22 protein-coding genes, 1 tRNA gene and 1 pseudogene are annotated in these 24,120 nt (G+C 67.1%); 15 read left to right on the top strand and 9 right to left on the bottom strand.

Annotation, left to right across the window (positions count from 1 at the left end; genetic code table 11):
* Nucleotides 1–158 precede the first annotated feature (158 nt).
* Nucleotides 159–506 carry a plasmid stabilization protein gene (locus tag ACFTE1_RS11675; protein ID WP_380624892.1) on the top strand — a complete coding sequence of 116 codons (348 nt, stop codon included), beginning with the start codon at nt 159–161 and terminating at the stop codon, nt 504–506.
* Nucleotides 507–582: 76 nt separating this feature from the next.
* On the opposite strand, the gene ACFTE1_RS11670 is transcribed toward ACFTE1_RS11675, so the two are convergent.
* Nucleotides 583–744 (bottom strand): hypothetical protein, encoded by a 162-nt coding sequence (locus tag ACFTE1_RS11670; RefSeq protein ID WP_380624894.1) that lies wholly within the window; start codon nt 742–744, stop codon nt 583–585.
* On the opposite strand from ACFTE1_RS11670, the gene ACFTE1_RS11665 reads away from it, so the two are divergent.
* The 3 genes from ACFTE1_RS11665 (at nt 737) to ACFTE1_RS11655 (ending at nt 6,698) form a co-directional block, all read left to right on the top strand.
* The gene (locus ACFTE1_RS11665; protein ID WP_380624896.1) at nt 737–1,264 is read left to right on the top strand and encodes a DNA polymerase ligase N-terminal domain-containing protein; all 528 of its coding nucleotides are present in this window, start codon (nt 737–739) and stop codon (nt 1,262–1,264) included. The genes ACFTE1_RS11670 and ACFTE1_RS11665 overlap by 8 nt on opposite strands.
* 256 nt (nt 1,265–1,520) lie before the next feature.
* On the top strand, nt 1,521–3,314 hold the full coding sequence (locus ACFTE1_RS11660; protein ID WP_380624898.1) for a thiamine pyrophosphate-requiring protein: 1,794 nt from the start codon (nt 1,521–1,523) through the stop codon (nt 3,312–3,314).
* A gap of 249 nt (nt 3,315–3,563) precedes the next feature.
* Nucleotides 3,564–6,698, top strand: a complete 3,135-nt coding sequence (locus ACFTE1_RS11655) for an FAD-binding and (Fe-S)-binding domain-containing protein (RefSeq protein WP_380624900.1) — start codon at nt 3,564–3,566, stop codon at nt 6,696–6,698.
* Between the two features lie 84 nt (nt 6,699–6,782).
* Here ACFTE1_RS11655 and ACFTE1_RS11650 read toward each other — a convergent pair.
* Nucleotides 6,783–6,929, bottom strand: a pseudogene (locus ACFTE1_RS11650) (catalase); the annotation flags it as partial.
* A gap of 243 nt (nt 6,930–7,172) precedes the next feature.
* Between ACFTE1_RS11650 and ACFTE1_RS11645 the strand changes: the two are divergent.
* Nucleotides 7,173–7,592, top strand: a complete 420-nt coding sequence (locus tag ACFTE1_RS11645) for a CBS domain-containing protein (protein ID WP_380624902.1) — start codon at nt 7,173–7,175, stop codon at nt 7,590–7,592.
* Nucleotides 7,593–7,923: 331 nt separating this feature from the next.
* On the opposite strand, the gene ACFTE1_RS11640 is transcribed toward ACFTE1_RS11645, so the two are convergent.
* Nucleotides 7,924–8,709, bottom strand: coding sequence for a SigB/SigF/SigG family RNA polymerase sigma factor (locus tag ACFTE1_RS11640; RefSeq protein ID WP_380625067.1), 786 nt, complete (start codon nt 8,707–8,709; stop codon nt 7,924–7,926).
* Nucleotides 8,710–9,524: 815 nt separating this feature from the next.
* Nucleotides 9,525–9,601, bottom strand: a tRNA-Leu gene (locus tag ACFTE1_RS11635).
* A 343-nt stretch (nt 9,602–9,944) separates the two neighbouring features.
* On the opposite strand from ACFTE1_RS11635, the gene ACFTE1_RS11630 reads away from it, so the two are divergent.
* The 4 genes from ACFTE1_RS11630 (at nt 9,945) to ACFTE1_RS11615 (ending at nt 13,034) form a co-directional block, all read left to right on the top strand.
* On the top strand, nt 9,945–10,607 hold the full coding sequence (locus tag ACFTE1_RS11630; protein WP_380624905.1) for a TauD/TfdA family dioxygenase: 663 nt from the start codon (nt 9,945–9,947) through the stop codon (nt 10,605–10,607).
* Between the two features lie 159 nt (nt 10,608–10,766).
* The gene (locus tag ACFTE1_RS11625; RefSeq protein ID WP_380624907.1) at nt 10,767–11,069 is read left to right on the top strand and encodes a LuxR C-terminal-related transcriptional regulator; all 303 of its coding nucleotides are present in this window, start codon (nt 10,767–10,769) and stop codon (nt 11,067–11,069) included.
* A gap of 268 nt (nt 11,070–11,337) precedes the next feature.
* Nucleotides 11,338–12,519 carry a Cmx/CmrA family chloramphenicol efflux MFS transporter gene (locus ACFTE1_RS11620; protein ID WP_380624909.1) on the top strand — a complete coding sequence of 394 codons (1,182 nt, stop codon included), beginning with the start codon at nt 11,338–11,340 and terminating at the stop codon, nt 12,517–12,519.
* 77 nt (nt 12,520–12,596) lie between these two features.
* The gene (locus tag ACFTE1_RS11615) at nt 12,597–13,034 is read left to right on the top strand and encodes an ester cyclase (RefSeq protein WP_380624911.1); all 438 of its coding nucleotides are present in this window, start codon (nt 12,597–12,599) and stop codon (nt 13,032–13,034) included.
* A 115-nt stretch (nt 13,035–13,149) separates the two neighbouring features.
* Here ACFTE1_RS11615 and ACFTE1_RS11610 read toward each other — a convergent pair whose 3' ends face one another.
* Genes ACFTE1_RS11610 through ACFTE1_RS11600 form a run of 3 tightly spaced genes read right to left on the bottom strand, consistent with a single transcriptional unit; the run spans nt 13,150 to nt 15,840 of the window.
* A complete protein-coding gene (locus ACFTE1_RS11610) occupies nt 13,150–13,887 on the bottom strand; it encodes a M50 family metallopeptidase (RefSeq protein WP_380624913.1) in 738 nt (245 codons plus the stop codon).
* A gap of 46 nt (nt 13,888–13,933) precedes the next feature.
* Nucleotides 13,934–15,190, bottom strand: coding sequence for a sensor histidine kinase (locus ACFTE1_RS11605; RefSeq protein WP_380624915.1), 1,257 nt, complete (start codon nt 15,188–15,190; stop codon nt 13,934–13,936).
* Nucleotides 15,187–15,840, bottom strand: coding sequence for a response regulator transcription factor (locus ACFTE1_RS11600; protein ID WP_380624917.1), 654 nt, complete (start codon nt 15,838–15,840; stop codon nt 15,187–15,189). Before ACFTE1_RS11600 ends, ACFTE1_RS11605 begins: the two co-directional genes overlap by 4 nt.
* A 166-nt stretch (nt 15,841–16,006) precedes the next feature.
* Between ACFTE1_RS11600 and ACFTE1_RS11595 the strand changes: the two genes are divergently transcribed.
* The 6 genes from ACFTE1_RS11595 to ACFTE1_RS11570 all read left to right on the top strand — a co-directional run bounded on the left by ACFTE1_RS11595 (nt 16,007) and on the right by ACFTE1_RS11570 (nt 21,281).
* A complete protein-coding gene (locus tag ACFTE1_RS11595) occupies nt 16,007–16,474 on the top strand; it encodes a hypothetical protein (protein ID WP_380624919.1) in 468 nt (155 codons plus the stop codon).
* Between the two features lie 9 nt (nt 16,475–16,483).
* Complete coding sequence (locus ACFTE1_RS11590; RefSeq protein ID WP_380624921.1) at nt 16,484–17,584, top strand: peptidoglycan-binding protein; 1,101 nt, start codon at nt 16,484–16,486, stop codon at nt 17,582–17,584.
* Entirely contained in the window at nt 17,581–18,282 is a 702-nt protein-coding gene (locus tag ACFTE1_RS11585) for an ABC transporter ATP-binding protein (protein ID WP_380624923.1), read from the top strand. The genes ACFTE1_RS11590 and ACFTE1_RS11585 overlap by 4 nt, the downstream gene beginning before the upstream one ends.
* On the top strand, nt 18,279–19,487 hold the full coding sequence (locus ACFTE1_RS11580) for an ABC transporter permease (RefSeq protein WP_380624925.1): 1,209 nt from the start codon (nt 18,279–18,281) through the stop codon (nt 19,485–19,487). Before ACFTE1_RS11585 ends, ACFTE1_RS11580 begins: the two co-directional genes overlap by 4 nt.
* Before the next feature lie 368 nt (nt 19,488–19,855).
* The gene (locus ACFTE1_RS11575) at nt 19,856–20,311 is read left to right on the top strand and encodes a MarR family winged helix-turn-helix transcriptional regulator (RefSeq protein WP_380624927.1); all 456 of its coding nucleotides are present in this window, start codon (nt 19,856–19,858) and stop codon (nt 20,309–20,311) included.
* A gap of 439 nt (nt 20,312–20,750) precedes the next feature.
* The gene (locus ACFTE1_RS11570) at nt 20,751–21,281 is read left to right on the top strand and encodes a hypothetical protein (protein ID WP_380624929.1); all 531 of its coding nucleotides are present in this window, start codon (nt 20,751–20,753) and stop codon (nt 21,279–21,281) included.
* Between the two features lie 470 nt (nt 21,282–21,751).
* Here ACFTE1_RS11570 and ACFTE1_RS11565 read toward each other — a convergent pair whose 3' ends face one another.
* Both ACFTE1_RS11565 and ACFTE1_RS11560 read right to left on the bottom strand, forming a co-directional pair.
* Nucleotides 21,752–22,294, bottom strand: coding sequence for an HD domain-containing protein (locus ACFTE1_RS11565; RefSeq protein ID WP_380625068.1), 543 nt, complete (start codon nt 22,292–22,294; stop codon nt 21,752–21,754).
* A gap of 405 nt (nt 22,295–22,699) precedes the next feature.
* Entirely contained in the window at nt 22,700–23,947 is a 1,248-nt protein-coding gene (locus tag ACFTE1_RS11560; RefSeq protein ID WP_380624931.1) for an MFS transporter, read from the bottom strand.
* Between the last annotated feature and the right edge of the window lie 173 nt (nt 23,948–24,120).

The following is a 24,120-nucleotide window of genomic DNA, read 5'->3' as shown; positions in this document are numbered from 1 at the left end:
CGCGTGATGCGGTTAGCCTCTGTGGGTTTTCGAAGCTCTTCTCTGGCGTGCCCACGACGCGCAAGTCGCACTGCGCAACCTCCGCCGGAATCCGTGGAATTCCGGTGTCGAACGGGGAGGCCTGCGACGGTGGTTGGAGAAGCAGGAGGTGTCAGATCATGCCACGTCCGAATCCGCGGAACCAGTGGAGTGAGAAGGAAGAACGCCAGTACGACGCGATCAAGGCGAGCAAAGAGGTGCGAGGCACGAGTAACAAGCGGGCCTCGGAGATCGCCGCTCGTACGGTGAACAAGCAGCGCGCCCAGGCCGGGAAGACCCAAACGGCCAGTAAGTCCTCGATACAGGACATGTCCGCGTACAAGCGCGGCGGCAGGCGCTCGGGCAAGCGCAGCGGGCCGAAGGGCCGCACCAAGGAGCAGCTGTACCAAGATGCCAAGCGGCGGGGCGTCAAGGGCCGTTCCAAGATGAACAAGGCCGAGCTCCAGCGGGCGCTCGGCGACAAGTGACGGCCGGGCCATGTCGAGCAGTGAGCGGCTGAAAGAGTACCGGGAGTAGCGGGACCTGGAGGAATCGGGTGAACCGTCAGGAGCGAGCGGGAACGGCGAACAGCTCGTCGTCCAGCGCCACGATGCCACCTCGCTCCATTTCGACTTCCGCCTCCAGGTCGGCGTCGCGTTGATCTACCGGGCGGTGCCCAAAGGGGCCGTCGACGAACCCGTCCGAGCGGCGCCTCGCGTTGCGCACCGAGAACCATACGCTAGAACACGCCGGCTTCGAGGGAACGATTCCCAAAGGACCGCACGGCGCCGGAACAGTAGTCGTGTGGGACACGGGCACCTACCGGAATCTCACGGAGGATGACGGCGCAGAGTTCCCCGTGGAGGAGACCCTGGACGACGGCCACCTGGTGGTGTGGCTGGATGGAGAGAGGCTTACCGGCGCCTTCGCCCTGACGAAGGTGCGCAGACATCGGAAATGGCTGCTGATCAAGAGGGCCGACCTGCCATCGTGGTGGCGCAATGAGAAGCGCGACTCCGGCACCCCCGAGACCACCGAGGCCCTCGCGGAGCGGGGCGGCGAACGGTTCGTCGTCGACGGGGAACCGTCAACGGCGTCCGGGTCGGCAAGGGTGGCGCTGAGGTGGGTGGTGGGGATGCGGACCGACGAGAGAACGAGCCCGGCTAGAAGCGCGATCCCTCCGATGGCCGTGGTGACCTGGGATCGGAGTGTCGACGAGGCCGGACGGGGGCGGGTGCCCCGATGAGGGGGAACGGTGATCGCCTCGAGCCGCCCGAATGCGCGGACTGTCATCACGATCGTGACCGAATCGCGTACCGTGGGAACCGCGTACCCTATGTGGCGGCGCAACGACCGTGGCCGACGCGTATCGACCGGTGTCCTGCGGGGGCACGAGGTTCGACGCCGTCCCCACCTACCTGTCCATGTGGAGATTGAGCACGCCGTTCCGGGGTATTCGGATCATGCACAGTCAGAGCACAGTGATGGCAGGGAGGCCACTCATGGCGACGGTAGGCGACTACATCCTCCAACGGCTCCGCGACTGGGGCGTCGAACAAGTCTTCGGTTACCCCGGCGACGGCATCAACGGCATCGTCGCGGCTTGTGGCAAAGCCGACAACCGGCCTCGATTCATCCAATCGAGGCATGAGGAGATGTCGGCCTTTCAGGCCGTCGGCTTCGCGAAGTTCTCCGGCCGCCCCGGCGTCTGCCTGGCCACGTCCGGACCCGGTGCGATCCATCTGCTCAACGGTCTCTACGACGCCAAACTCGACCATGTCCCCGTCGTCGCGATCGTGGGCCAGACGGCCCGCAGTGCCATGGGCGGCTACTTCCAGCAGGAGGTCGACCTGTCGGCGTTGTACAAGGACGTCGCTTCCGCCTACCTAGCGGAGGTCAATGTCTCCGAGCAGCTGCCCAACGCTCTTGACCGGGCCTTTCGCGCCGCGGAGTCCTCGCGCGCCCCGACCGCCCTCATCATTCCCGCCGACCTGCAGGAAGAGTCCTACGAGGCACCACGCCACGCGTCCAACCAGGTGCCCTCCGGCCCTCCCGGCCTCCCCCGGCCGGTCGTCGTCCCCTCCGAGGCGGACATCGACCGCGCGGCGGCGGTGCTCAACGACGGCGAGAAGGTCGCCATCCTTGTCGGCCAGGGAGCGCACGGCGCGACCGAAGAGGTCCAGGTCGTCGCCGAGGCCACCGGGGCGGGCGCGGCCAAAGCGCTCTTGGGCAAGGACGTCTTGTCCGACGAGCTTCCGTGGGTCACCGGCTCGATCGGACTGCTCGGCACCAGGCCCACCTACGAGCTCATGCGCGACTGCGACACGCTCCTCATCGTCGGCTCCAACATGCCCTACACGCAGTTCCTTCCGAAGTTCGACCAGGCGAGGGCGGTGCAGATCGACATCGACGCGTCCCTGATCGGCATGCGCTACCCCACCGAGGTCAATCTCGTCGGCGATGCCAAGGCCACGCTCGCGGCGCTGATCCCCAAGCTCGAACACAAGAACGACCGGGGCTGGCGCGAGTCCGTCGAGGGGAATGTCGCCAGATGGTGGGAGACCATCGAGCGGCAGGCGATGCTCGACGCGAAGCCGGTCAATCCGATGCGCGTCGTCCAGGAACTCTCAAGCCGCATCCCCGACAACGCGATCGTCACCGCGGACTCGGGATCCTCTACCAACTGGTACGCCCGCAACCTCAAGATGCGGGGCACCATGCGCGGCTCGCTGTCCGGAACGCTCGCCACGATGGGGCCCGCGGTCCCGTACGGGATCGGAGCCAAGTTCGCCGAGCCCGTACGCCCGGTCGTCGCGCTCGTCGGCGACGGAGCCATGCAGATGAACGGCCTCGCCGAACTGCTCACCATCAAGCGGTACCACTCCGACTGGGAGGACCCGCGACTGGTGGTCTGCGTCTTCAACAATGGCGACCTCAACCAGGTCACGTGGGAGATGCGCGCCATGAGCGGGGCGCCCAAGTTCGAGGAGTCGCAGAACCTTCCCCAGGTCTCCTACGCGGAGATGGCCCGCGCCATCGGTTTGGAGGGGATCGAGGTGAGCGAACCCGGCGACCTGGCCGACGCCTGGGACAGTGCCCTCGCCGCACGGAAACCCGTGGTCCTCGACGTCCACTGCGACCCCGAGGTGCCGCCGATTCCGCCGCACGCCACCTTCGATCAGATCAACGCGACCACCGAGGCCCTGCTCAAAGGTGACCCGAACGCGTGGCATGTGTTCGTGCAGGGAGTGAAGACCAAGGCCCAGGAGATGACCCGGGGGACGATGAGGGCCTAGCGACGAGAACACCCGGCCGGCGATGCACTCGGAACGTCAAGGCATGGGGCGGTGCGGCGATGTCGAAACGTTCGGAAGACCAGGCGCTCATCGGCGACACCTCGACAGCGGCGTTGATCGACCGGGGCGGCTCGATCGAGTGGAGGTGCTCGCCCCGCTGCGATTCCGGCGCGTGCAAGGCGGCGCTCCTCGGGGCCCGAACACGGTTACCGGTCGTTCGCGCCGCTGGAGGGGCTGGGCCGCGGCCTGATGCTCGAAAAATCCGGACGCCGAGCCGTACCGACGCGGCTGACGCGCCGGGACCGACGACGGAAGGAGACTCAAGTGACCGCTACCGCCTACAACGCCTTGGAGGCGGCCCTGCGCGATCGGGTCGACGGCGAGGTCCGATTCGACGCCGGAAGCCGCGGCGCCTACTCCACCGATGCCTCCAACTACCGGCAGGTGCCCATAGGGGTGGTCGTACCGCGCAGTGTGGAGGCGGCGGCCGCTGCGATCGAGGTGTGCCGCGCCCACGATGCTCCCGTGCTCTCCCGCGGCGGCGGCACCAGCCTGGCCGGTGAATGCACCAACACCGCCGTGGTCATCGATTGGAGCAAGTACTGCGACCGCCTCATCTCCGTCGACCCGGACGGCCGCACCTGCGTCGTCGAGCCCGGCATCGTGCTCGACCGGTTGAACGGCCTTCTGGCCGAACACGGTCTCGAATTCGGGCCCCGGCCGTCGACGCACGGCAGTTGCACCATCGGCGGCATGATCGGCAACAACTCGTGCGGCGCAACCGCGCAACGTACCGGCACCACCGCCGAGAACGTCCGACGCTTGGAGATCCTCACCTACGACGGGCTGCGCTGCTGGGTCGGCCCGACTCCGCCTGAGGAGCTGGATCGGATCATCGCCGAGAGCGGCGAGCGCGGCCGACTGTACGGGGGCCTTCGCCGGCTGCGCGACCACTACGGTGACGTCGTGCGCGAGCGGTTCCCGGACATTCCGCGCCGCGTATCGGGTTACAACCTCGACGAGCTGCTGCCCGAACACGGATTCGACGTGGCCCGGCTGCTGGTGGGCAGCGAGGGGACCCTTGCGACAGTACTGCGAGCCGAGCTGGAACTGCTTCCCGTGGTCGAGGAGACCGTCATGCTCGTCCTGGGCTACCCCGACATCGTGGCCGCGGCCGAGTCCGCGCCGACCATTTTGGAACACGCTGATCCGGTGCAGCTCGAAGCGATCGACGACCGCCTCGTCCAGTTCATGCGCGCCAAGAACCTCCACCCCGACTCGATCGAACTGCTGCCCGACGGCGCCGGCTGGTTGATGGTCCAACTCCAAGGCGCCACCCTCGACGAGGCGCGACTGGCGGCTCAGCGGCTGTTGGAAGGGCTCGGACGATCCGCCGACGACCGTACCGTGCGGCTCACCGAGGACCGTGACGACCAGCGGCGGCTGCACGCGGCGCGGGAATCGGGGTTGGGCGCGACGACCCGGGCGTCCGACATGCCCGACACCTGGCCCGGATGGGAGGACTCGGCTGTGCCCGTGGCCCGCCTTGGCGGCTACCTGCGGGACCTGCTCCGCCTGATCCACACGTACGGGCTGGACGCGCCGTCGCTGTACGGACACTTCGGGCACGGCTGCGTCCATGTTCGCCTCCCCTTCCGTTTCGATACGGCCCAAGGCGTGCGCGATTTTCGCTCGTTCACCGAACGGGCCGCCGACCTCGTCGTCTCCTATGGCGGCTCGCTCTCCGGAGAGCACGGTGACGGCCAGGCCCGCGGCGAACTCCTCGGCCGCATGTTCGGCTCTACGATCGTCCAGGCGTTCGAGGAGTTGAAGTCGCTGTTCGATCCCGCCGACCGCATGAACCCCGGCAAGGTGACCAGCCCTCACCGCATCGACGCCGACCTCCGGCTCGGCACCGATTGGCGCCCTCGCGAGACCGACACGCACTTCGGCTTCCCCGACGACGACCACAGTTTCAATCGCGCCCTCATGCGGTGCGTCGGCGTCGGCAAATGCCGCCGCCAGGATGCCTCCGAAGGCGTCATGTGCCCCTCCTACCAGGTCACTCGCGAGGAAGAGCACTCCACACGCGGCCGGGCCAGACTGCTGTTCGAAATGGCGCAGGGCCACCGAGACTCGCCGGTGCGGGACGGGTGGCGTTCCACCGCGGTCCGCAACGCGCTGGACCTGTGCCTGGCCTGCAAGGGTTGCAGATCGGACTGCCCGGTCAACGTCGACATGGCCACGTACAAGGCGGAGTTCCTCTCTCACCACTACGCCGGGCGTGTGCGCCCGATGTCGCACTACAGCCTCGGATGGATGCCGGCACTGGCCAGAGCCGCGCAGCGGCTGCCGCGTGTAGCGAACGCTCTGCTGCACGCCCCCGGCTTCGCCGCCGTCGGCAAATGGCTCGCAGGCGTCGCCGCCCAGCGCGAGCTCCCCCCGTTCGCCACTGAATCGCTGCAGGATTGGTGGGGCCGAACGCGCGGCGGCCAACCCGATCCCGCCGATCCGCACACCGTCGTGCTGTGGCCCGACACGTTCGCCAACCGGTTCCAACCGCACGTGGGCCAGGCCGCCGTGCGGGTCCTCGAATCGGCCGGCTTCCGCGTTGCCATGCCGACCGAGCCGGTGTGCTGCGGGCTCACGTGGATCTCCACCGGCCAGCTGCGAACTGCCAAAGGAGTCCTGCGCCGAACGGCCGACCGGTTGCGCCCGTGGATCGAGGCCGGGACGCCCATAGTGGGCCTCGAACCGTCCTGCACCGCGGTCTTCCGGTCGGACGCGCCTGAACTCCTTCCCGAGCACCGAGACATCCAGCGGCTGCGCGAGCAGAGCCTCACTTTCGCGGAGGCGTTGATACACCACGCGCCGGGCGGCTGGGACCCGCCGCCCCTCGGCCGCGCGGCCATCGTCCAGAAACACTGCCACCACCACGCCATCATGGGCTTCCAGACCGACGCACTGGCGATGCGAAGGGCCGGACTGGACGCCGAAGTGCTCGCCTCCGGCTGCTGCGGGCTCGCCGGCAACTTCGGCTTCGAACGCGGCCACTACCAGGTCTCGATGGACTGCGCCGAACAGGCTCTGCTGCCCGCAGTCCGCCGCAGCGACCCCGACACCCTGGTGATCGCCGACGGCTTCAGCTGCCGCACCCAGATCGAGCAGGCCGGAACCTGCCGCCGCCCCATGCATCTGGCGGAGGCGCTCGACTCGGCGCGGCACAAGCATGGAGACTCCCTGGACGAGCGGGCCGCCGCGCCCCGGCCCCCGTCGGGAAGGACGTCCGGCCGCCTGCTCACGGGTGCCGTCGTAGGGATCGGTGCGGTCGCCGGCGCTGCGGTGGCATGGCGCGCCTTCACACGGACGCGGGGGCACAGCTGATACAGAAGCGACCGAGAACCGTGGAGGCGACCGCCGCCAGCGCGGCAGTGGGGCGAGCGACGGCACGGCGATTCGGCACCCGCGCCGCGCGTGGACCACGCACTCGGGAATGCGCTCGTGGTCGAAGTGGGTCGATTTCTCTCGGACGTGGAAGTCTTCCAGGAGCGTCGGACCGCGCTCGCCCACGGCGAGGGAGTCGTCGGTGTGCAACGCCGCCCCCTGCCGAGTCGTTGGTCATTCGCCGAAACCACGGACTCTGGCCACTCGAGTTGCCCGTCCTAGAGAACTGGGTTGGATTCGCCGCTCGTTCGCGGCGCCTCCGTTCAGATACGTCAGTACGGTCATTGGGCTTTCCATATGCCTGCTCTGTGCCCCTGCGGCTGAACAACGTCGCGGCGGAGGGGGGACGTTTCGCAAAGAACTCAACGGGTAGCCGGTGGATGTCAGGACGATCCGAGCAAGTGAGGACCAGCCATGACAACAGCACGCGATATCATGAGCCACGACGCCATCTGCGTCACCAGCACCGAAACGGCGGCCCAAGCCGCCCAGGCGATGGCCGCCAACGACATAGGGGCGCTGCCGATCTGCGACGCCCGTGGAGGCGTGACCGGAATGGTCACCGACAGAGACCTGACCGTCCACGTGATGGCCGCAGGGTACGACCCTGACACCTACCAAGTGGGAGACCTTCCCCAATCCGGCGAGGTCGTGGCGGCCGCGCCCTCCGATGAGGCCGACAAGGTGCTGGAACGGATGGCCGAGCACAAGGTCCGCCGGATCCCGGTGGTGGACGACGGCGGCGTTTCAGGCCTCGTCTCCCAAGCCGACGCGGCGTTGCACATGCCCGAGACCACTGTCGGAACAGCGGTCGCCGCCGTTTCCGAGCCATAGTCCCGATGGTCGGGCGTCCCTCCACGGACGCCCCTCCACAAAAGGGATTCATTCGTGCGGCAAGGCCGCGCCTCGGCGTGGCCGACGCCGCCGACTCCATGGCCTTCAACGCCGAGGTGGCCGACACGACCAGGAGCCCGTATTTCACCAAGGCGCACCCGAGCGGTTCATGGAATGTCGCATCACCGACGCCGATCTCAGTGAGCGGGAAGCGCGCCAATGTGTCCGCCGATGCGAGTCCCGCGTAGCAGTCAGCCGCCGCGGGACTCTCGACTCAGAGGCGAAAGTCGGCGCGAATCGCCTGAAGACCGGGTGGGCCGTTCCAGAAACCTCAGAGCGACGCCGTGGTCAGAAGGTTCTCTTTGAGGTCGACCAAAGTCCTCTTGAGGAGGCGGGAGACGTGCATCTGTGAGACCCCCACACAGTTGGCTATCTCGGATTGGGTAATATCCCTGAAATATCGGAGCGCGAGGATTCGGCGCTCGCGCGAGGGCAGATCGTGGATCAACGGCACCAAGGACTCACAGTCCTCTATGAGTTCGAAGGCCACGTCCTCTTCACCCATGATCTCGCAGAGCGCAGTCGGTACCTCTTGCCCGGAAGGCGCCCCGTCGAGGGAGACCGCTCGGAACGCATGGCATGCCTTGGCGCCGTCCTCCACGTCATTCTCCGGAATGCCGAGGTGCTCCGCCAGCTCAACCGACGTGGGCGGCCGTCCTAGAACCTGCGCCAGTTCGCCGTTGGCCTGGTTGAGGGCGAGGCGCAGTTCCTGGAGGCGCCGCGGCATGCGCATGGGCCAACTCGTGTCGCGGAAGAACCGGCGCACTTCTCCCATGATGGTGGGCACGGCGAATGCGAGGAAGTCAGAGCACTTGTCAGGGTCGAACCGGTCGACCGCGTGAATCAGGCCGACCGAGGCTACTTGGAGAAGGTCCTCCTTGGCGATGCCTTTTCCAGTGAACCGGCGGGCGATGTGCTCTGCGAGTGGGAGATAACCGATGATGGCCTGCTCCCGCAAGACCACACGGCCGGAATCGCCCTCTTCTCGAACGCTCATCTCGGCGAGCAGAGGCTTCAGGTGGCCGTAGTCCTCAGAACGTCGTTCGCAATTTCTCATTTGTCCACCTCCTGTGTTCACGGAGCTCCGAATCCCCCGAAACGCCATGCCGCAGTCGGCTCGTGAGGTAGAAGGCCGTTCCGGGGAAAGGGGAGCCGGCCCGGCCGCTCAGGGACTCAGATTTCCCATTCGGTTGTTCACTCGGTGTCGGGCCGCCCCCGGTGGGCGTGATGTGGGGACACTTCCAGGTGTCGAAGACACTTCGTCGCTACGGTCCGGTGCAGCGCGAAATCTCCTAACTCGATGGTAAGTCCTCCGGGTACCCAAAGAAGCTTTCCTCACACCTGCTTGCGTGATTGTTGGAGATCGGGCGCTATGGGCATGTAGACGACTGCACTACCACTGGGACAGGTGGGTCCGGCCATGAACGCGAACCCGGCGCAGCGGCAGAGCACTCCCGGACGCACTCAGAGGGTGCGGTCGCCGCCCATGGACACCATGGCCGACTTGTAAAAGGGCAGCGGCCTGAACAGGCGCCGACAGCAGCCGAAACCATATCGCACGCCACATGAAATTCAGGATCCAGACCCCTCGCTCCGGTGCGTGACGCTGCGGTGCCTTCTATTTTGGTTCCTTCGAGGAGCCGCGAAGCTGCTCGTCAGGGACACCTCTGTATCCCAGTTGGCAGAAAAGACTGACTCAAAATCCGTACAGTGTGGGTTCTGTCGCCAAAAGAATCGAACGTATGTTCAATGGGCCTGCCTGCAAGAACATGGAACTTACTGCAGTAATACCGATCTTCGTCAAGTTCTGACAGTGCAGTTGTCCGCGGCCAAAAGCAGCTTGGAGGTTGATCGAGTTCGATCGGAATGATCTGGTGCCCCGGGTGGGACTCGAACCCACACTGTACGGATTTTGAGGCCGTCTTCTCTGCCAATTGGAATACCGGGGCGTCACTGACGAGCAGCTTCGCGGGCTCTCGGTGGAGCCACCATAGATGGTACCGCAGTGTCACGCGCGGGAGTGAGGGGCCTACGGCCGTAGCCTGAGCCACATATTCCGAGGTGGCGGCCCTCGCTCGAAAAAATATCGGACGCCGCGATGAAAAGTGCGACCGGGCGTCGTCTACACAGGGATGGCTTGCCATCGTCCGGCTGTGTCGAGCCGGACATCCTGTCTCCCATCCATAGACAAGGAGAGGTACGTATGGTTCCCCACCCGCGAACTCTTCTGTGCGGCCCGCGACGGCGACCGCACGACCGCATCCCGGCGGAGCACGACAGAAAGGGAACGCCATGCCACGCGGCCCCATGATGACCGGCGAGTTCGTCCATGACCTCGATAAGAAGGGGTTCGGCATCATCCGGACCCGACCGACCGAACGGGCGATGTCCCAGACGGCGAAGACCCTGGGCGACCGATTGCGCATGGCCCGGGCGGAGGTGGACGGCACCGGCTGGCTCGCCTCGTCCGACCTGTTGCGCATCGACCAGCTGGAACGGCCCGAGACGCCGGTCTACGTCGGACTGGGCTGCCTGGCTCCGCCTCGCGGTGGAGGCGCGCTCGCGCTGTACGACGGCCGCTTGGCCGGACGCTCGCTCATCTCCCGCCACGGGGCGCTGCGCGGAACGAGGCTCACCGTCGCGGCCGGGCCGACGCGCTCGCCCCGCAGTAAGCACTCGCTCATGTCCTTCGACCAGAGGCACGGCACGGTGCTCCGCTATCGATCACCGCTCGACGGGGACGTCGTGGACGGTCCTCTCCCCGACGATATGGACGAGACGCGGTTCCATGAGGTGGTCGGCTCGGCGGTTCGCGAGGAGCGGGTTCTGGTGCACAACTGGAACCCGGGCGACTTCCTGGTAATCGACAACCGCGCGATGCTCCACGCGTTCTGCCCGTCGACCGGCGGACGCGGGGAGTTCGTGGGAGTGCGATTCAGCTTCAGGGGCATGTGACGCCGAGCGGATGAGGCCGGTCGTCGCTTGATTGCGGCCGGCCCCCGCCTCGGTGCTGTCGGTGCGTATCGCCGTGCTCGGAAGGGCGTATCCGGGTGCGCTCCTGGATGATGAGACGACCGGCGGCGGGACCGAGAGTTTATGTTAAGTTTCATTAATATGGAGCGGGGCGGCGAGGATCCAGAGGCGGAGACCGGGTTCTCGAAGGACCGCACCCTCCGGCGAGTCCGCGATGCCGCGCTGAGAATCGAAGCCCTCACGGCAAGACAGAGGGAAGTCCTCCACCTTATCGCGGCCGGGGAGAGTAACGCCCAGATCGCTCGCGGCCTTGAGATCGCACAGGCAACGGTGGAGAACCACATCAAAGAGGTGAAGGCCCGCCTCCGCGAGGGATCGCGCCCGATGCTGGCGGTGATAGGCTACCTCGATCTGACGGAAGCGGTTCCAGGGCCCGACGATTGAGGACTCCGGACATCGGAGGAGGTCGTCAGCAGGGTAGCGGAGACCGGCGAAAAATCGAGTGCGCCCGTAGAAGTGCCATGGGTAAGGTGTCGGCATGGTGAATCCAGAATCGGACAAGGTGGGGCTTTCGGTCGCCCCGTCAGCCCCCTTGTCCCAGTGAATTCCTGAAGGCCCCCGCCTACGGCGGCATGCGGTCTCTCTCGAGGGGATGCCGACGGCGGTGACGAGACGTTGACAGCTCGTTCTCTCACTGACGTGGAGTCCTAAAATGCCAATTCCCGTGTACTTTCTCGCCCTGGCGGTCTTCGCCATGGGCACCTCCGAGTTCATGCTCGCCGGAATACTGCCGGACATCGCCGCAGACCTGGACGTCTCCATGGGGACGGCAGGCCTGCTGACCTCGGCGTTCGCCGTGGGCATGGTAGTCGGCGCCCCCGCGATGGCGGCGCTCTCCCGAACCTGGCCGCAGAGGGCCGGCCTGGTCGGGTTCCTCGTCCTCTTCCTAGCAAGCCACGTTGTCGGTGCTATCACCGGCAGTTTCATCGTCCTCTTGGCCACGCGCATCGTCGCGGCATTGGCCAACGCCGGTTTCCTGGCCATAGCGTTGACGGCGGCGTCGGGCATGGTCGCCGCCGACAAGAAGGGCAGGGCCCTGGCGGTGCTGCTGGCGGGAACGACCATAGCCACGGTGGCCGGCGTTCCCGGCGGAGCCCTGCTGGGTGCGGCCCTGGGCTGGCGCGCGACGTTCTGGGCCGTTGCGCTCATTTGCGTGCCGGCGATCATCGCGATCCTCCGCGGAGTCCCGGCCAGGCACGGGGGCGAAGCGGAGCCGACGCCGAACCTGCTGACCGAGTTCAGGGAGCTGCGCCGTCCGCGTCTGATTCTGGCCATGTGCCTCGGCGCCATGGTGAACGCGGCGACCTTCGGCACCTTCACCTACATCGCACCGATCGTCACCGATGTGGCCGAACTGGGCGCGAACTGGGTGCCGGTGATTCTCGTGCTCTTCGGGATCGGCTCCTTCACGGGGGTCACCGTGGCGGGGCGCTACTCCGATGAACGGCCCCAGGCGGTCATCGCGATAGTCGGCCCATTCCTGTGCGCGGGCTGGATCGCGTTCGCGGTGTCGGCCGACAACCCGGTCGCGCTGCCGGTCCTCGCCTTCGCCATGGGAGCGATGTCCTTCGCGCTGGGCAGCACGTTGATAGCCCGAGTGCTCTACGAGGGCGCGGGCGCGCTGACGATGGCGGGTTCGTACGCGACCGCGGCCCTGAACGTCGGCGCGGCCGCAGGACCGGTTCTGGCGGGCCTCACCTTGAGCCGCGGTGCCCTCGGCCCGGTCTGGGCGAGCGCGGTGCTGGTGGCGGCATCGCTGGCGGTGGTCGTCGTGTTTCGTCGATCCGTGCTGACCGAAGCCGAACGGCGGGAGAGCCGGCAGGGAACCTCCTGACCGGAGCGCCTGCGGCGGAGGTCCGAATGGACCATGGCCCGGCGGAGTTCTGACAGAATGCGGGGGAGGAGGCCGTCATGGTGGAAGACCACAGGCTCGCGGCGCGTCGAGCGCTGGAAGAGCTGTACGAGCGGGGAGACCTGAAGCGCGTGGACGACCTGGTCCATCCCGATTTCTACGACGACGAGCCGGGCCATCCCGATCTTCCGAGGGGGCCCGAGGCCGTGAGGCGGGTGGTGGAGTCCCTGCACCGTTCCTTCGGAGACCTCCGGTTCGCGGTCGAGGACGAGATAGCCGAGGGCGCGAAGGTGGTCCAGAGGGTGACCATGAGCGGTCGCCAGAGTGGCCCGATGCTCGGGCATGAGCCGACCGGGGCGGGATTCTCCGTGCGGCACATCTATATCTGGGAGTTCGCTGACGACGGCCGGATTCTCAGGCATTGGGGCGCCAGGGACGACATGCGCCTTCTCGAGCAGACGGGTTTGCGTGGCGAGGATGGCGGAGGGGCGGGTTGACCGGTCGTGAGAGCAGCGGTCGGGGCCGTCGGACGTCGTGGAGGCGTCGGGTGAGAACCGGCCTCGGGAGGCGTGGTGAACGGTTACCGGCCGCGGACGACCCGCGGCACGACCGTCAGAGCGTGGGCCAGAACTCCTGTTCGGGCAGGAGAAGCCAGAGCCCGTAGACGGTGCAGGCGCCGTTGATCAGGACGAAGAGGAACATCCAGAAACCCGCGGGCAGGCGGGTCAGGTTGGCCAGCTGGTCGGCGTCCGAGGCGACATTGCCCGTCCGCCGCGCGGCCCGGCGCTGCCCGGCCAGCTCGAAGACGGCCTTGACGGAACCGAGGAGGAGGATGAACACGGCGATGTAGGCGGCGCCGATCTGGACTTCAGCGGACCCGTACCAGGTGGCGGCGAAGGCGCCGCCGCCGACGACCACCAGGGCGAGCGCGCCGAACCAGTTGCGGATGAAGACGAGCATGACGGCGGTGATGAGGACGGCGATCCAGAGGAAGGCGACGATGTGGCCGCCGCCGATGAGCGCGGCGGCGCCGAAGCCGAGCAGCGCCGGGGCGGGGTAGCCGAAGAAGGCGGTCAGGACGGCGCCCGGCCCGGTCGGACGTCCTTTGGTGAAGGTCAGTCCCGAGGTGTCGGAGTGCAGCCGTATGCCCGTGAGCCGTCGGCGTGTGAGGACCGCGGTGAGGGCGTGCCCGCCTTCGTGGGCGATGGTGACCAGGTTGCGGACCCAGCGCCATACAGGCTGGTAGAGGACGACGGCCGCCGCCGCGACGAGGCACGCGTAGAGGACCCAGTGGGTGGGCGGGGTGAGCGTCGAGGTCAGTGTGTCGATGAAGTCTGAAACGGCTTCCATGGGTCTCACTTACGGCTTTTGTCGGTAACTGGTCGGCCCGCTCAGCTTAATCGAAGGGCCGGACGGTGCCGAGGGCCGCCCGATGGTCGTGAACTCCGTGGACGTGGTCCTGGTCGTCCTCCGGAGGCGTGACTTCGGCGTCGTACGAGGGGAGGTCCGCCGAAATGGTCAGGCCGCCGCCGGAGCGGGGTTCGACCCGGAGGGTTCCGTTGTGGCCGCGGACGACCGCATCGGCGATCGAGAGCCCCAGCCCGGATCCGCGCGGCCCGGCGACGCGGTCGAGATGGCCGCGGTGGAAGGGTTTGAGGAGGTCGGAAGCCTCGTCGTCAGTGAAGGAGGAGCCGGTGTTGGAGACGGTGAGGACCGTCCTGTCGGAGGCGGTGAGGGAGACTTCCACGAGGCCGTCGGGGCAGTTGTGGCGTCCGGCGTTGTCGAGCAGGTTGCGCAGGAGCTGTTCGACCATGACCGGGTCTCCGGCGACCCGTCCCGGTTCGGTGTCGAGGTTCCAGCGCACGCTTGGGTACTCTTTCCCGTATTCGGCGGTGAGGTGTTCGAGCATCGGCTCCAGCGCGACCGGTTCGGGGTCGGCCACGGGACGGTCGGACTGGGCGAGTTGGAGCAGGGCGCCTATCAGGCGTTCCTGGCGGTCGCTGACTCGGAGGAGCTTCTCGCCCAGCTCCTTCATCTCGGGGGTGGCGGTCGGCCGGTGCATGGCGACTTCGGCCAGTCCGCGGGAGACGGCGACCGGGGTGCGCAGTTCGTGTGAGGCGTTGGCGATGAACCGCTTCTGGTCGTCGAAGGAGTCGCGCAGGCGGTCGATCATGGCGTCGAAGGTGTCGGCCAGTTCCTTGACCTCGTTGCCCGGTCCGGACAGGCCGACCTTCTCGGCCCGGCCGGGGTCCGCCCGTCCGGCGGTGGCCAGGGAGCGGGCGGCGCCGGTGACCTGCGCGAGCGGCCGCAGTTGACGGCCGGTGATCCACCAGCCGAGGAGGCCGGCGATCAGGCCGGTGACGAGCAGCGCGAGCGCGCCCTGGGTCAGCAGCTCGGTCATGAAGCTGTCCTCGACCAGCCGGGCGACGGTCACGGTTTTGTAGTCCACGTTCTCGCCGGGGACGACCTCGGCCGCGGTTTCGGAGAAGGGGGCGCTCTCCGCTTCCTGCGCGGCGACTCCGGTGATGCTCTGCGACCGGATCAGGATGTAGATGAGGACGATGAGGACCGCCCCGGCCAGGACGAAGAGGCCGCTGTAGAGGGCGGTGAGCCGCGTGCGGAGGCTCCATCCGCTGAGCTGTGGAACCCTCATGAGATGCGGTACCCGAGGCCCTGGACGGTCTCGATCAGGTCGGCGTCGAGTTTGCGGCGGAGTTTGTGCAGCGCGATGCGGACGGCGGACGTGAAGGGGTCGGCGTTCTCGTCCCAGACCTTCTCCAGCAGGTGCTCGGTGGAGACCGGCGCGTCCTCGGCGAGCATCAGCTCGCAGAGGACGCCGTATTCCTTCTTGGAGAGGTTCAGGTAGCGGCCCTGGTAGAAGGCCTGGCGGCGGGCCATGTCGAGGGTGATGCCACGGCGCCGGAGGGTCGGCGGGGCGGCCGGGCGCGAGCGCCGCCCCAGGGCGAAGACCCTGGCGGAGAGCTCTTTGAAGGCGAAGGGTTTGGCGAGGTAGTCGTCGGCGCCGATCTCTAGGCCGGCGACGCGGTCGTCGATTCCGGCCGCGGCGGTGAGCATGAGGATGCGGGCGTTGAAGCCGGAGAGCACCACCGACCGGCACACCTCGTCACCGTGGATGACGGGCAGGTCGCGGTCGAGGACGATCACGTCGTAGTCGTTGGCGCAGGCCTTGTCGAGCGCGGTGTCGCCGTCGAAGACGACGTCCACGGCGTGGGCCTCGCCACGGAGCCATTCGGCGATCGAGTCGGCGAGCATTTCCTCGTCTTCCGCGAGAAGAATTTTCATTGTCTTATATCCCCAGGTGATTGCCTTTCGGGCCGATCCCGGTCCGGGACGGCGGAGCCATTGTTACCAGGGCCCCTGTTTCCGCGCCGTTAATCGGATTGGAAACGGATCGGAAAACCCCCTTCTGCTTTATTGGACGCCGATCGCAATTCGAGAAAGGCAGATCATGCAGAAGACGACACGGATTTCCCTGCTGGCCCTCCCCGCCGCCATGGCGGTGGCGCTCGCCGCCTGCGGAGGGGGCGGTGAGGGCGACGACGGCGCCGAGGGCATGACCGAGGAGGACAAGCGGGTCAAGTACAACGAATGCCTGCGGGACAACGGAATCGACATACAGGACTCGGAGGGCGGCACGGGCGCTGTGACGCTCGACGAGGGCGATATGGAGGCGTTCGACGAGGCGAAGGAGGCCTGCGAGGAGTTCGAGCCCGAGCCGGCGGAGGGGGCACCGCAGTCCGACGAGGAGGCCTACCAGCAGATGCTCGCCTATGCCGAGTGCATGAGGGAGAACGGCGTCGACGACTTCGAGGACCCCGAGCCGGGCGGCGCGATGAAGGCCATGCCGCAGGAGATGATGGAGGATCCGACGTTCCAGGCGGCCATGGAGGCCTGCGAGAAGGTCTTCGAGGGTTAGGGGCGCCGCATGACCGACATGGAAGAAGAACCGCGCCGCGCCGAGACCGCCCGGCCCCGTCGCACCAGGCGCTACGTCCTGGCCGCCCTGGGAGGGGTCGCGGCGGCCGGCGGACTGGCCGCGGCCTCCCTGTACCCGCGCTCCGACGGGGGAGCGGCCGAGGAGCGGCCGCTGCCTCCCGAAACCGTCGACGTGACCCGCGAGACGCTCAAGGAGGCCCGCACGGAGGAAGGGGAGCTCGTCTACGAGGACGCGGCCGTCCTGACGGCCGCCGGCCCCGGCACGGTGACCGAGGTGCCGAAACCGGGCGCCTCCGTCGAACAGGGCGGGGAACTCTACCGCGTCGACGACCGGCCGGTGCTCCTGTTCAAGGGCGACCTGCCCTTCTACCGGGAATTGAGGCCCGGGGACCGGGGCGACGACGTCCGGCAGCTGGAGCGGAACCTCGCCGACCTGGGCTACGACGGCTTCGAGGCGGACGACGCCTTCACCTATTACACGGGGTCGGCGCTCGCGCAGTGGCAGAAGGACAACGGCCTGGACGACACGGGAACCTTCGATCCCGGCACCGTCGCGGTGGCCGAGGGCGATATCCGCGTCAACGCCGTCGAGGCGGGGAAGGGGCAGAAGCTCGCCGGAGGCGAAGAGGTCCTCTCCTACAGCGGCAGAGGACGCAAGGTCCTGGTAGAGCTGGCCGAGAAGAAGGCCGTCGGCATCTCCGAGGGCGACGAGGCCACCGTTTCGCCGCGGGGGACCGACCCGTTGCAGGGCGAGGTCACCTCCGTCTCTGTCGTCGACGCCACCGACCCCGACACGGGAGAGAAGACCACCCGCGTCGAGATCGGAATCGACCTGGAGGACCCCTCGGCCGTGTCCGACGTGGAAACGGCGGGGGTGGACGTGGACTTCGCCGGCCGCGTGAGGGAGGACGTCCTCACCGTGCCCGTCTCCGCCCTGGTCGTCCTCCCCGGCAAGGGCTACGGCGTCGAGGCGGTGCGAGACGGGAAGGCGGAGTACCTGCCGGTCGAGACCGGGCTGTTCGCCGACGGGAAGGTGGAGGTCTCCGGAGAGGGCGTCGAAGAGGGCCTCCGGGTCGGAGTCCCGGCATGATAGCCGTCGACGGGATCGCCAAGACCTACCAGGGACACGTCCGCGCCCTCGACGGCGTTTCCCTGTCCGTCTCCGAAGGCGAGTTCACCGCCGTCGTCGGCCCCTCCGGGTCGGGAAAGTCCACCATGCTCAACATGCTGGGAACGCTCGACCGCCCCGACGAGGGCAAGGTCCGGATCCGAGGACTGGACGTCGACAAGCTTGACGACCGAGCACTGTCGGCCCTGCGCGAGCAGTGGATCGGCTTCGTGTTCCAGTCCTTCCACCTCTCACCGCGGCTGACGGCGCTGGACAACGTCGCCACCGGCCTCCTCTACTCGGGCCGGCGGCGCTCCGACCGGCGCGGCCTCGCCGCCGAGGCCCTCGACCGCGTCGGCCTGGCCGACCGCAAGAGCCACCTGCCGCACGAACTGTCCGGCGGACAGCGCCAACGCGTGGCCATCGCCCGAGCCGTGGTCGGGCGGCCGCCGCTGCTGCTGGCCGACGAGCCGACGGGAAACCTCGACTCGGCCTCCGGGGAGGGCGTGGTCGAACTGCTCCACGACCTCAACGCCGCGGGCACCGCCGTCGTGGTCATCACCCACGACCCGGACCTCGCCGACCGCCTGCCCCGGCAAGTGCGGATGCGGGACGGGCGGATCGTGGCCGACAGCGCCGCGACCTCCGAAACCGCCGTCGAAGGGGGCGTGGGCGTATGAACACCGCGACCCCGCCCCGCCCGAAGCGCATGCCCGCACCGGACGTGATCCGCACCGGCGCCGAAGGCCTCTACACCCGGCCCCTGCGCGCCTTCCTCTCCGCGATAGGCATCGCCATCGGCATAGCCGCCGTCGTCGCCGTCGTGGGCATCTCCGCCTCCTCCAAAGCGGAGGTGGAACAGCGCCTCCAGTCACTGGGCACGAACCTGCTCACCGCCGAGCCCGGCACCGACCTCTTCGGCAAGCCCGGAGTCCTTCCCGAGGACGCCGCGGGAATGGCGAAGAGGCACGGGTTCGTCGACGACGCCGCGGCGGTCGGCCAGGCCGTCGGAGCAAAGGCTTACCGCAGCGACAAGATCCCCGAACAGGAGACCAACGGCCTGTCGGTCCACGGAACCGACCTCAACCTGCTCGACGTGATCGGCGGGCGCCTACGCGCCGGCGCCTGGCTCAACGAGGCCACCGGATCCTACCCGGCCGTCGTGCTCGGACACTCGGCCGCCGAGCGCCTCGGCATCGGCGCCGTCCGCCCCGACACCAGCGTGGTGATCGACGGAGAGACCTACAGTGTCATCGGGATCCTCGACCGCAACGAACTGGCGCCCGAACTGGACGGAGCTCTGCTGATGGGCTGGGACTCCGCCGAAGAGGCCTTCGGACTGGAGAGGAACCCCAGCCGCCTGTACGTCGAGGCCGACCCCGACCACGTCGTCGACGTCCGCGATATCCTCGCCGACGCGATCAACCCCTCCGACCCGGTCGGCACCGAGGTCTCCCGCCCCTCCGACGCACTCGCGGCGCAAGAGGCCGCCGACGACGCTCTGACGGCCATGCTCCTGGGACTCGGCGGAGTGTCGCTCCTGGTGGGCGGAGTGGGGGTGGCCAATACAATGGTGATCTCCGTGCTGGAGAGACGGTCCGAAATCGGGCTGCGTCGAGCCCTGGGCGCCACCCGAGGACGGGTCAGGCTCCAGTTCATCACCGAATCCCTGCTCCTCTCCGTTCTCGGAGGGATCGGGGGAGCGGCCCTCGGTGCGGGAGCCACGGCGGCGTTCGCGCTTGCCCAGGGCTGGCCGGTCACCGTGCCGCCGTGGGCGATCGGAGCGGGACTGGGCGCGACCGTCGTGATCGGCGCCTTCGCGGGCTTCTATCCGGCCATGCGGGCGGCGCGATTGCCACCGACCGAAGCGCTCGCGGCCTCATAGGCCGCGGGCCGACCCGGGTCGAGAAGCCTCGCCGGCGAGCGCGGCGGCCACGTCCGCGGCGCACGTCCGGAGGGCCGGCACCGAGGCCTGTCGGATTGTCGACTTGAGAACGATCCACGGGCAGGGGCCGGGTCGAAAGAGCGGGTCTCCGGACTGAAGGTCAGAAGCGTTTGAGCGGCAATCGAAAACGACGGCCACAGCGATGAAGGGAGACGTTGGAGTCCATAAGGGTCTATCATTGGATCCGGTACTAGACGCCGGGAATCCGAGGGAGTCGGACGCGTCCGCGACGGTGTTAGGCTTGATCGACGTTACCTTTACGGCACATGTACATCTCCTGTATGTGTGCAGTAAGAAGGGGTAGGACCATGACATCATCCTCCTCGGCGTTCGATGGACTCACCACCACCGGAGAGCAATGGATCCGCGTCATCGAACTCCACACCCGCGTCAACCAGTTCATCGAGAGGGCGCTCCACAGACGGTGCCGGCTCGGGATGAACGAGTTCCTGGCGCTGAGCGCTTGCGCGCGGAGCGAAGACGGCGAAATGCGCATGCAGGAGCTCACCGAGGCGATCTCCCTCAACCAGAGCTCGGTCAGCAGACTCGTCAACCGCCTGGAGCGCACGGGAATGACCGAGCGTCGCAAATGCGACTTCGACCGGCGAGGCGTTTACACCGGCATCACGGAGAACGGCCGGAACACGCTGAAGTCGGCCGTTCCCGTGTACGAGGAGGCGCTCGCGGAGGCCCTGGGGCATGTGCGCCTGGACCCGCAGATGAAAGACCTGGTCGCTCGCTTCGACCTGAACGTCGGGATCTGACCGGAAATTCGTAGTGCGCAGGCCCCGGCTTTAGCCGTGGGGAGAAAGCCAACTTTCGACGCACGGACGGTTCAACGGGCGAAACGGCGGCCCGTCCGGATTCGAGGCGTGCGAGGACGGACCAATACACGACCAGACCGTCGCTCAGCGGCCTGGAGAACGGCGGCGAGGTCTCGCGGCTGCGGTCCTTCGAGGGATCCCGTCCCTCCAGTGGTGGAGGCGAAAACCTCGGCCCCCGACCGACGCGCGCTGAACTGGTCCTGTGAGTATGAATCGGCTACGGTCGTGCCGCGCGAATGAACAAGTTCCCTCCGACTACTCGGACACTGCGGCTCGGCGCCTCGCCTGGTCAGTCGACTGACTCTCGGGCGGAGCGGCCGGTGATCGAAGCCGGCGGTCTCCCGTACGCCGTCCCAGTCGACTCAAGGAACTCATACCCGTGTGGATCTTCAACAAGGCGCGTCCCATGTTCGTGCTCCGGTACTGCTTCTTCCAGATCCTCACCCTTGCGATGGCGGTGTTCGACCCGTCTGGGGAAGCGTTCGCCCCCTGGCCGTGGGGGATCGCGGCGGCCGTAGTATTCGTCTACGGCGCCCCGCGGGCCCTCCGATTCTGGCCGGTCGCTCGGTTCTCGGCGGACGGCATCACATTGATCCCGCAGTTCTGGGGACGCCCCATCACCGTCTCGTGGCAGGATGTCGAAGGCATCGACCTGGTTAGGCAGGTCAAGCACGGACGGGGAGGCACAGTCCATTGGGTTCACGTCGCCGTGCGGCGGCGTCCCAGGGTGTTGCCCGATGCCGATCGGCAGGCGGCCCGGGAGCTCTTCGACCTCCTGAACCGACGGTCGGGCGATAAATTGCGGAAGAGAGCGGTCTGGACCGTCTGCTGGTGGACGATGGCGAACGCAGAGGAATTCACGGCGAAGATGCGGGCCTTCAGGAAGCAGGTCCCCGTCAAGACCATCTGAGCGGGCGGTTCGATAAAGTCGGCGAGAGGCGCCCATGGCGGATTCCTATAGGGATGGAACCTCCGCGGCAATTGAAAAACCCTGATAGAGCGCCTTTGGCGGGTTCGCGGGACCAGCCATGAGATCATCCGTGGTCCGCGAATACCGCCGATTGTCCAGCACCTAGGTCATCGAGCTGTTCGGCACAGTTCATTACGTGCGTGCAAGGTTCGACCATTCGCGACGTGTATTGCCGGAGCACGATCTTGAACGATCGAGCGAGTCCGGGGTCGGACCGTCCGTTCTGGGGCCGATCTCGTCGCGCTGTCGCATTCCGGTCCCGCGGTCTCGAGAATGACCGGTCGGAGAGGATGTGGCGTGCATTCGCATGCGTCAAACATTGGGGGGAGAAGCCGTTCACCGCACTCTTCACGGCTGTATGCGCTTCAGTTTGCGCTGCCGGATTCGGGCCGTTCGGGCGTAGGTCGGCTTCACGGGCGGTCGGCGCGGGCATGCTGCCATGCGAGCGGCTCGCCGTCCAGGATAGCGGCGGCCACGGACTTTGCAGAATCGGTTCGAAGGGCCTCCAGCGACGAGTTGATCCATTCGTCGATGGTGCCCATGCCGGCGTGCTTGTACTCGACCGCCTGGATGAGCGCCTCTAGCTTGTCGGCGTCCTTGGCGCACCTGGCTTCGGGTGTTTCTCCTTCTTCGAACTCGGCCAGGGCCTGACGGAAAGGTTCGGCAACTTCGTCGGGGCATCCGGCGAGCTGGTCTTCAAGGACCTCCTTCGGATCGACGGCGGTCACGTAGCTCTTGCCCACGAGGGGTATGTCGCCGGTCCTGGTTTCGGGCACATCGTGGAGGGCCGCCAGCATAGTCGTCCGGGCGGGGTCCGCACCCTCGAGTCCTGCGAGAACTGCGCCGAGGAGTGAGGCGCGATGGGAGTGCTCGGCAAGGGACTCGGGGTCTCGGACGCCGGCGACCCACCATCCGGTGCGCCTGGCGCGCTTCATGTTCCCGAGCTCGAACATGAGGTTGGCGAGCCCTCTGGCGGATTTGTCCTTCACGGAGTTCTCCTTCGACGGTGTTCCAGGCCGTATCGAGTCTAACCTCTCTATCCGGCCACGGTGGACGATCATTCGTTGAGGCCTTGAGGCCTTGAGGCCTTGAGGCCTTGAGGCCTTGAGGCCTTGAGGCCTTGAGGCCTTGAGGCCTTGAGGCGTTGAGGCGTTGATGTCCCAGCGATTGGCGGTGAATCTGACCTGCTTGAGGAGGTTGACGGCACTAGACCGCCCAGAAGCTTTACCGGCGAGGGAGAAAGACGTTCCATTCGCCACGGCGCAATGCGCTCAACGATCCGACGGGCGCCGATCCGTCTGAACGCTGTCCCTTCCCGATGTTTTCTCGCTTTGGGGCGATAGACCGTGCTCTGGCGGTCACCGCGAAATGGCGGGTTCTGGCTCGTCAGAGAACTTATCGTTCTTGCGCGCGTCCTCGATATGACGGAGTCGCTTGAGTGCGAACGGACCGACGGTCAGGAAGGCGATCGTCAGGACGCCTGGAATGATCAGAGCGGTGGCCAGGTCGGTGGCATGAGCTAGGTAGCCGATGAGCGCCGGACCGATCAGCAGGCCGAAGCCTCCGAAAGTCGACACCAGGGCCAAGTCGCGGCCGGAACCTCCGGCCGCCCCGACTGCGCCGAAGAGCACCGGCACGATGATCGACAGACCGAGCCCGGTGATGGTCCAGCCTGCGAGCGCCGCGGGCAGTCCGCCCCAATGCGGCGACACCAGCGCGATGGTATAGCCCGATGCGGACAGGACACCGGAGAGGACCAGCGTCCGTTCCGAACCGAGCTTCGAGCGGACCGCGTCCCCGAGGAATCGCGCAATGGTCATTGCCGCGGCGAAGACGGTCAGCGACAGGGGCGCCAGGGCGTCGGTCGCGTTCAGCTCCTGAACGGCGAAGATGTTCGCCCAGTCGTAGATGGCGCCTTCGGTGACGTGTCCGGCGCAGGCCAGAACTGCTATGAGCCCGACGAGAAGGAAAGTGAGCGGAGAGCGGGTGACCGTCTTCTGTTGCCCGGTAGAGGGTCGGGGATCGGGTTTGGCGTGGAAGGCGAGTGCGCGATGGTTGAAGGCGGCGTGTGCGGCGAGACAGAGGGCGATGCCTCCGAGAACGATGGCCTGTGCGCCGATGTCGAGCCCGACGGCCAAAGCGGTGGCCCCGCCCGCGGCTGCGCTCCCGAGACTCCAACTGCCGTGGAAGGAAGAGAGGATCGGCCGGTCGTAGGCGGTCTCGAGCTCGACGGAGTTGACGTTCATGGAGACTTCGAGAACGCCCTGCGAAGTCCCGTAGACGATGGCGAACGCGATGAGGCCGGTGAAGTCGGTGGCCAGGGTAGGCCCGACGAGGCTGATCGCGCAGAGGGGGCCGGCGAATAGCAGGACGGCGCGACTGCCGTAGCGGTCGCACAGCCTGCCGGTGATGAGCGCGCTGACCAGCGCGGCGGCGGCGATGGAGAGGAGCACGGTCCCGAGCCGGGCTTCGCCGAGGCCCATGCGCTGGTCGAGGGCGGGAAGGCTCGCTGCCCAAATGCCGGCGGTGAAGCCCGACGTGGCGAACGTTCCGAAGATCGCCGTGCGACCGCGGAGGAGTTCTGGAGCGGAGAAGTTGTGCGGCATGTTGCTCCTGTGCTGATGGATGGTCCGGTCGGCGGAGAAATCGCGAGGTGGAGCCGCGCAGGCGAGTGCTGATCGGAGGTGGTTCCGGGTTCGGTCCCGAACGCCTCCGGCAAGGCGGCAAAATTAAGTTCTACGGTTGATCATATACTTAGTTCTAGGCTAGAACAATATCT

It is taken from the genome of Salininema proteolyticum (assembly GCF_042685645.1).
In the GTDB taxonomy this organism is placed as follows: domain Bacteria; phylum Actinomycetota; class Actinomycetes; order Mycobacteriales; family Micromonosporaceae; genus Salininema; species Salininema proteolyticum.
The sequence above is the reverse complement of the archived record's forward strand: the minus strand, read 5'-3'. Positions and strand labels throughout refer to the sequence as shown.

Coding starts and splice junctions, on each gene's coding strand:
- ACFTE1_RS11655 (WP_380624900.1), top strand. CDS start 3,564: ATGCTCGAAAAATCCGGACGCCGAGCCGTACCGACGCGGCTGACGCGC.
- ACFTE1_RS11590 (WP_380624921.1), top strand. CDS start 16,484: ATGACCGACATGGAAGAAGAACCGCGCCGCGCCGAGACCGCCCGGCCC.
- ACFTE1_RS11675 (WP_380624892.1), top strand. CDS start 159: ATGCCACGTCCGAATCCGCGGAACCAGTGGAGTGAGAAGGAAGAACGC.
- ACFTE1_RS11565 (WP_380625068.1), bottom strand. CDS start 22,294: ATGTTCGAGCTCGGGAACATGAAGCGCGCCAGGCGCACCGGATGGTGG.
- ACFTE1_RS11605 (WP_380624915.1), bottom strand. CDS start 15,190: ATGAGGGTTCCACAGCTCAGCGGATGGAGCCTCCGCACGCGGCTCACC.
- ACFTE1_RS11585 (WP_380624923.1), top strand. CDS start 17,581: ATGATAGCCGTCGACGGGATCGCCAAGACCTACCAGGGACACGTCCGC.
- ACFTE1_RS11575 (WP_380624927.1), top strand. CDS start 19,856: ATGACATCATCCTCCTCGGCGTTCGATGGACTCACCACCACCGGAGAG.
- ACFTE1_RS11600 (WP_380624917.1), bottom strand. CDS start 15,840: ATGAAAATTCTTCTCGCGGAAGACGAGGAAATGCTCGCCGACTCGATC.
- ACFTE1_RS11610 (WP_380624913.1), bottom strand. CDS start 13,887: ATGGAAGCCGTTTCAGACTTCATCGACACACTGACCTCGACGCTCACC.
- ACFTE1_RS11615 (WP_380624911.1), top strand. CDS start 12,597: ATGGTGGAAGACCACAGGCTCGCGGCGCGTCGAGCGCTGGAAGAGCTG.
- ACFTE1_RS11620 (WP_380624909.1), top strand. CDS start 11,338: ATGCCAATTCCCGTGTACTTTCTCGCCCTGGCGGTCTTCGCCATGGGC.
- ACFTE1_RS11630 (WP_380624905.1), top strand. CDS start 9,945: ATGCCACGCGGCCCCATGATGACCGGCGAGTTCGTCCATGACCTCGAT.
- ACFTE1_RS11595 (WP_380624919.1), top strand. CDS start 16,007: ATGCAGAAGACGACACGGATTTCCCTGCTGGCCCTCCCCGCCGCCATG.
- ACFTE1_RS11560 (WP_380624931.1), bottom strand. CDS start 23,947: ATGCCGCACAACTTCTCCGCTCCAGAACTCCTCCGCGGTCGCACGGCG.
- ACFTE1_RS11640 (WP_380625067.1), bottom strand. CDS start 8,709: ATGAGAAATTGCGAACGACGTTCTGAGGACTACGGCCACCTGAAGCCT.
- ACFTE1_RS11580 (WP_380624925.1), top strand. CDS start 18,279: ATGAACACCGCGACCCCGCCCCGCCCGAAGCGCATGCCCGCACCGGAC.
- ACFTE1_RS11645 (WP_380624902.1), top strand. CDS start 7,173: ATGACAACAGCACGCGATATCATGAGCCACGACGCCATCTGCGTCACC.
- ACFTE1_RS11625 (WP_380624907.1), top strand. CDS start 10,767: ATGGAGCGGGGCGGCGAGGATCCAGAGGCGGAGACCGGGTTCTCGAAG.
- ACFTE1_RS11660 (WP_380624898.1), top strand. CDS start 1,521: ATGGCGACGGTAGGCGACTACATCCTCCAACGGCTCCGCGACTGGGGC.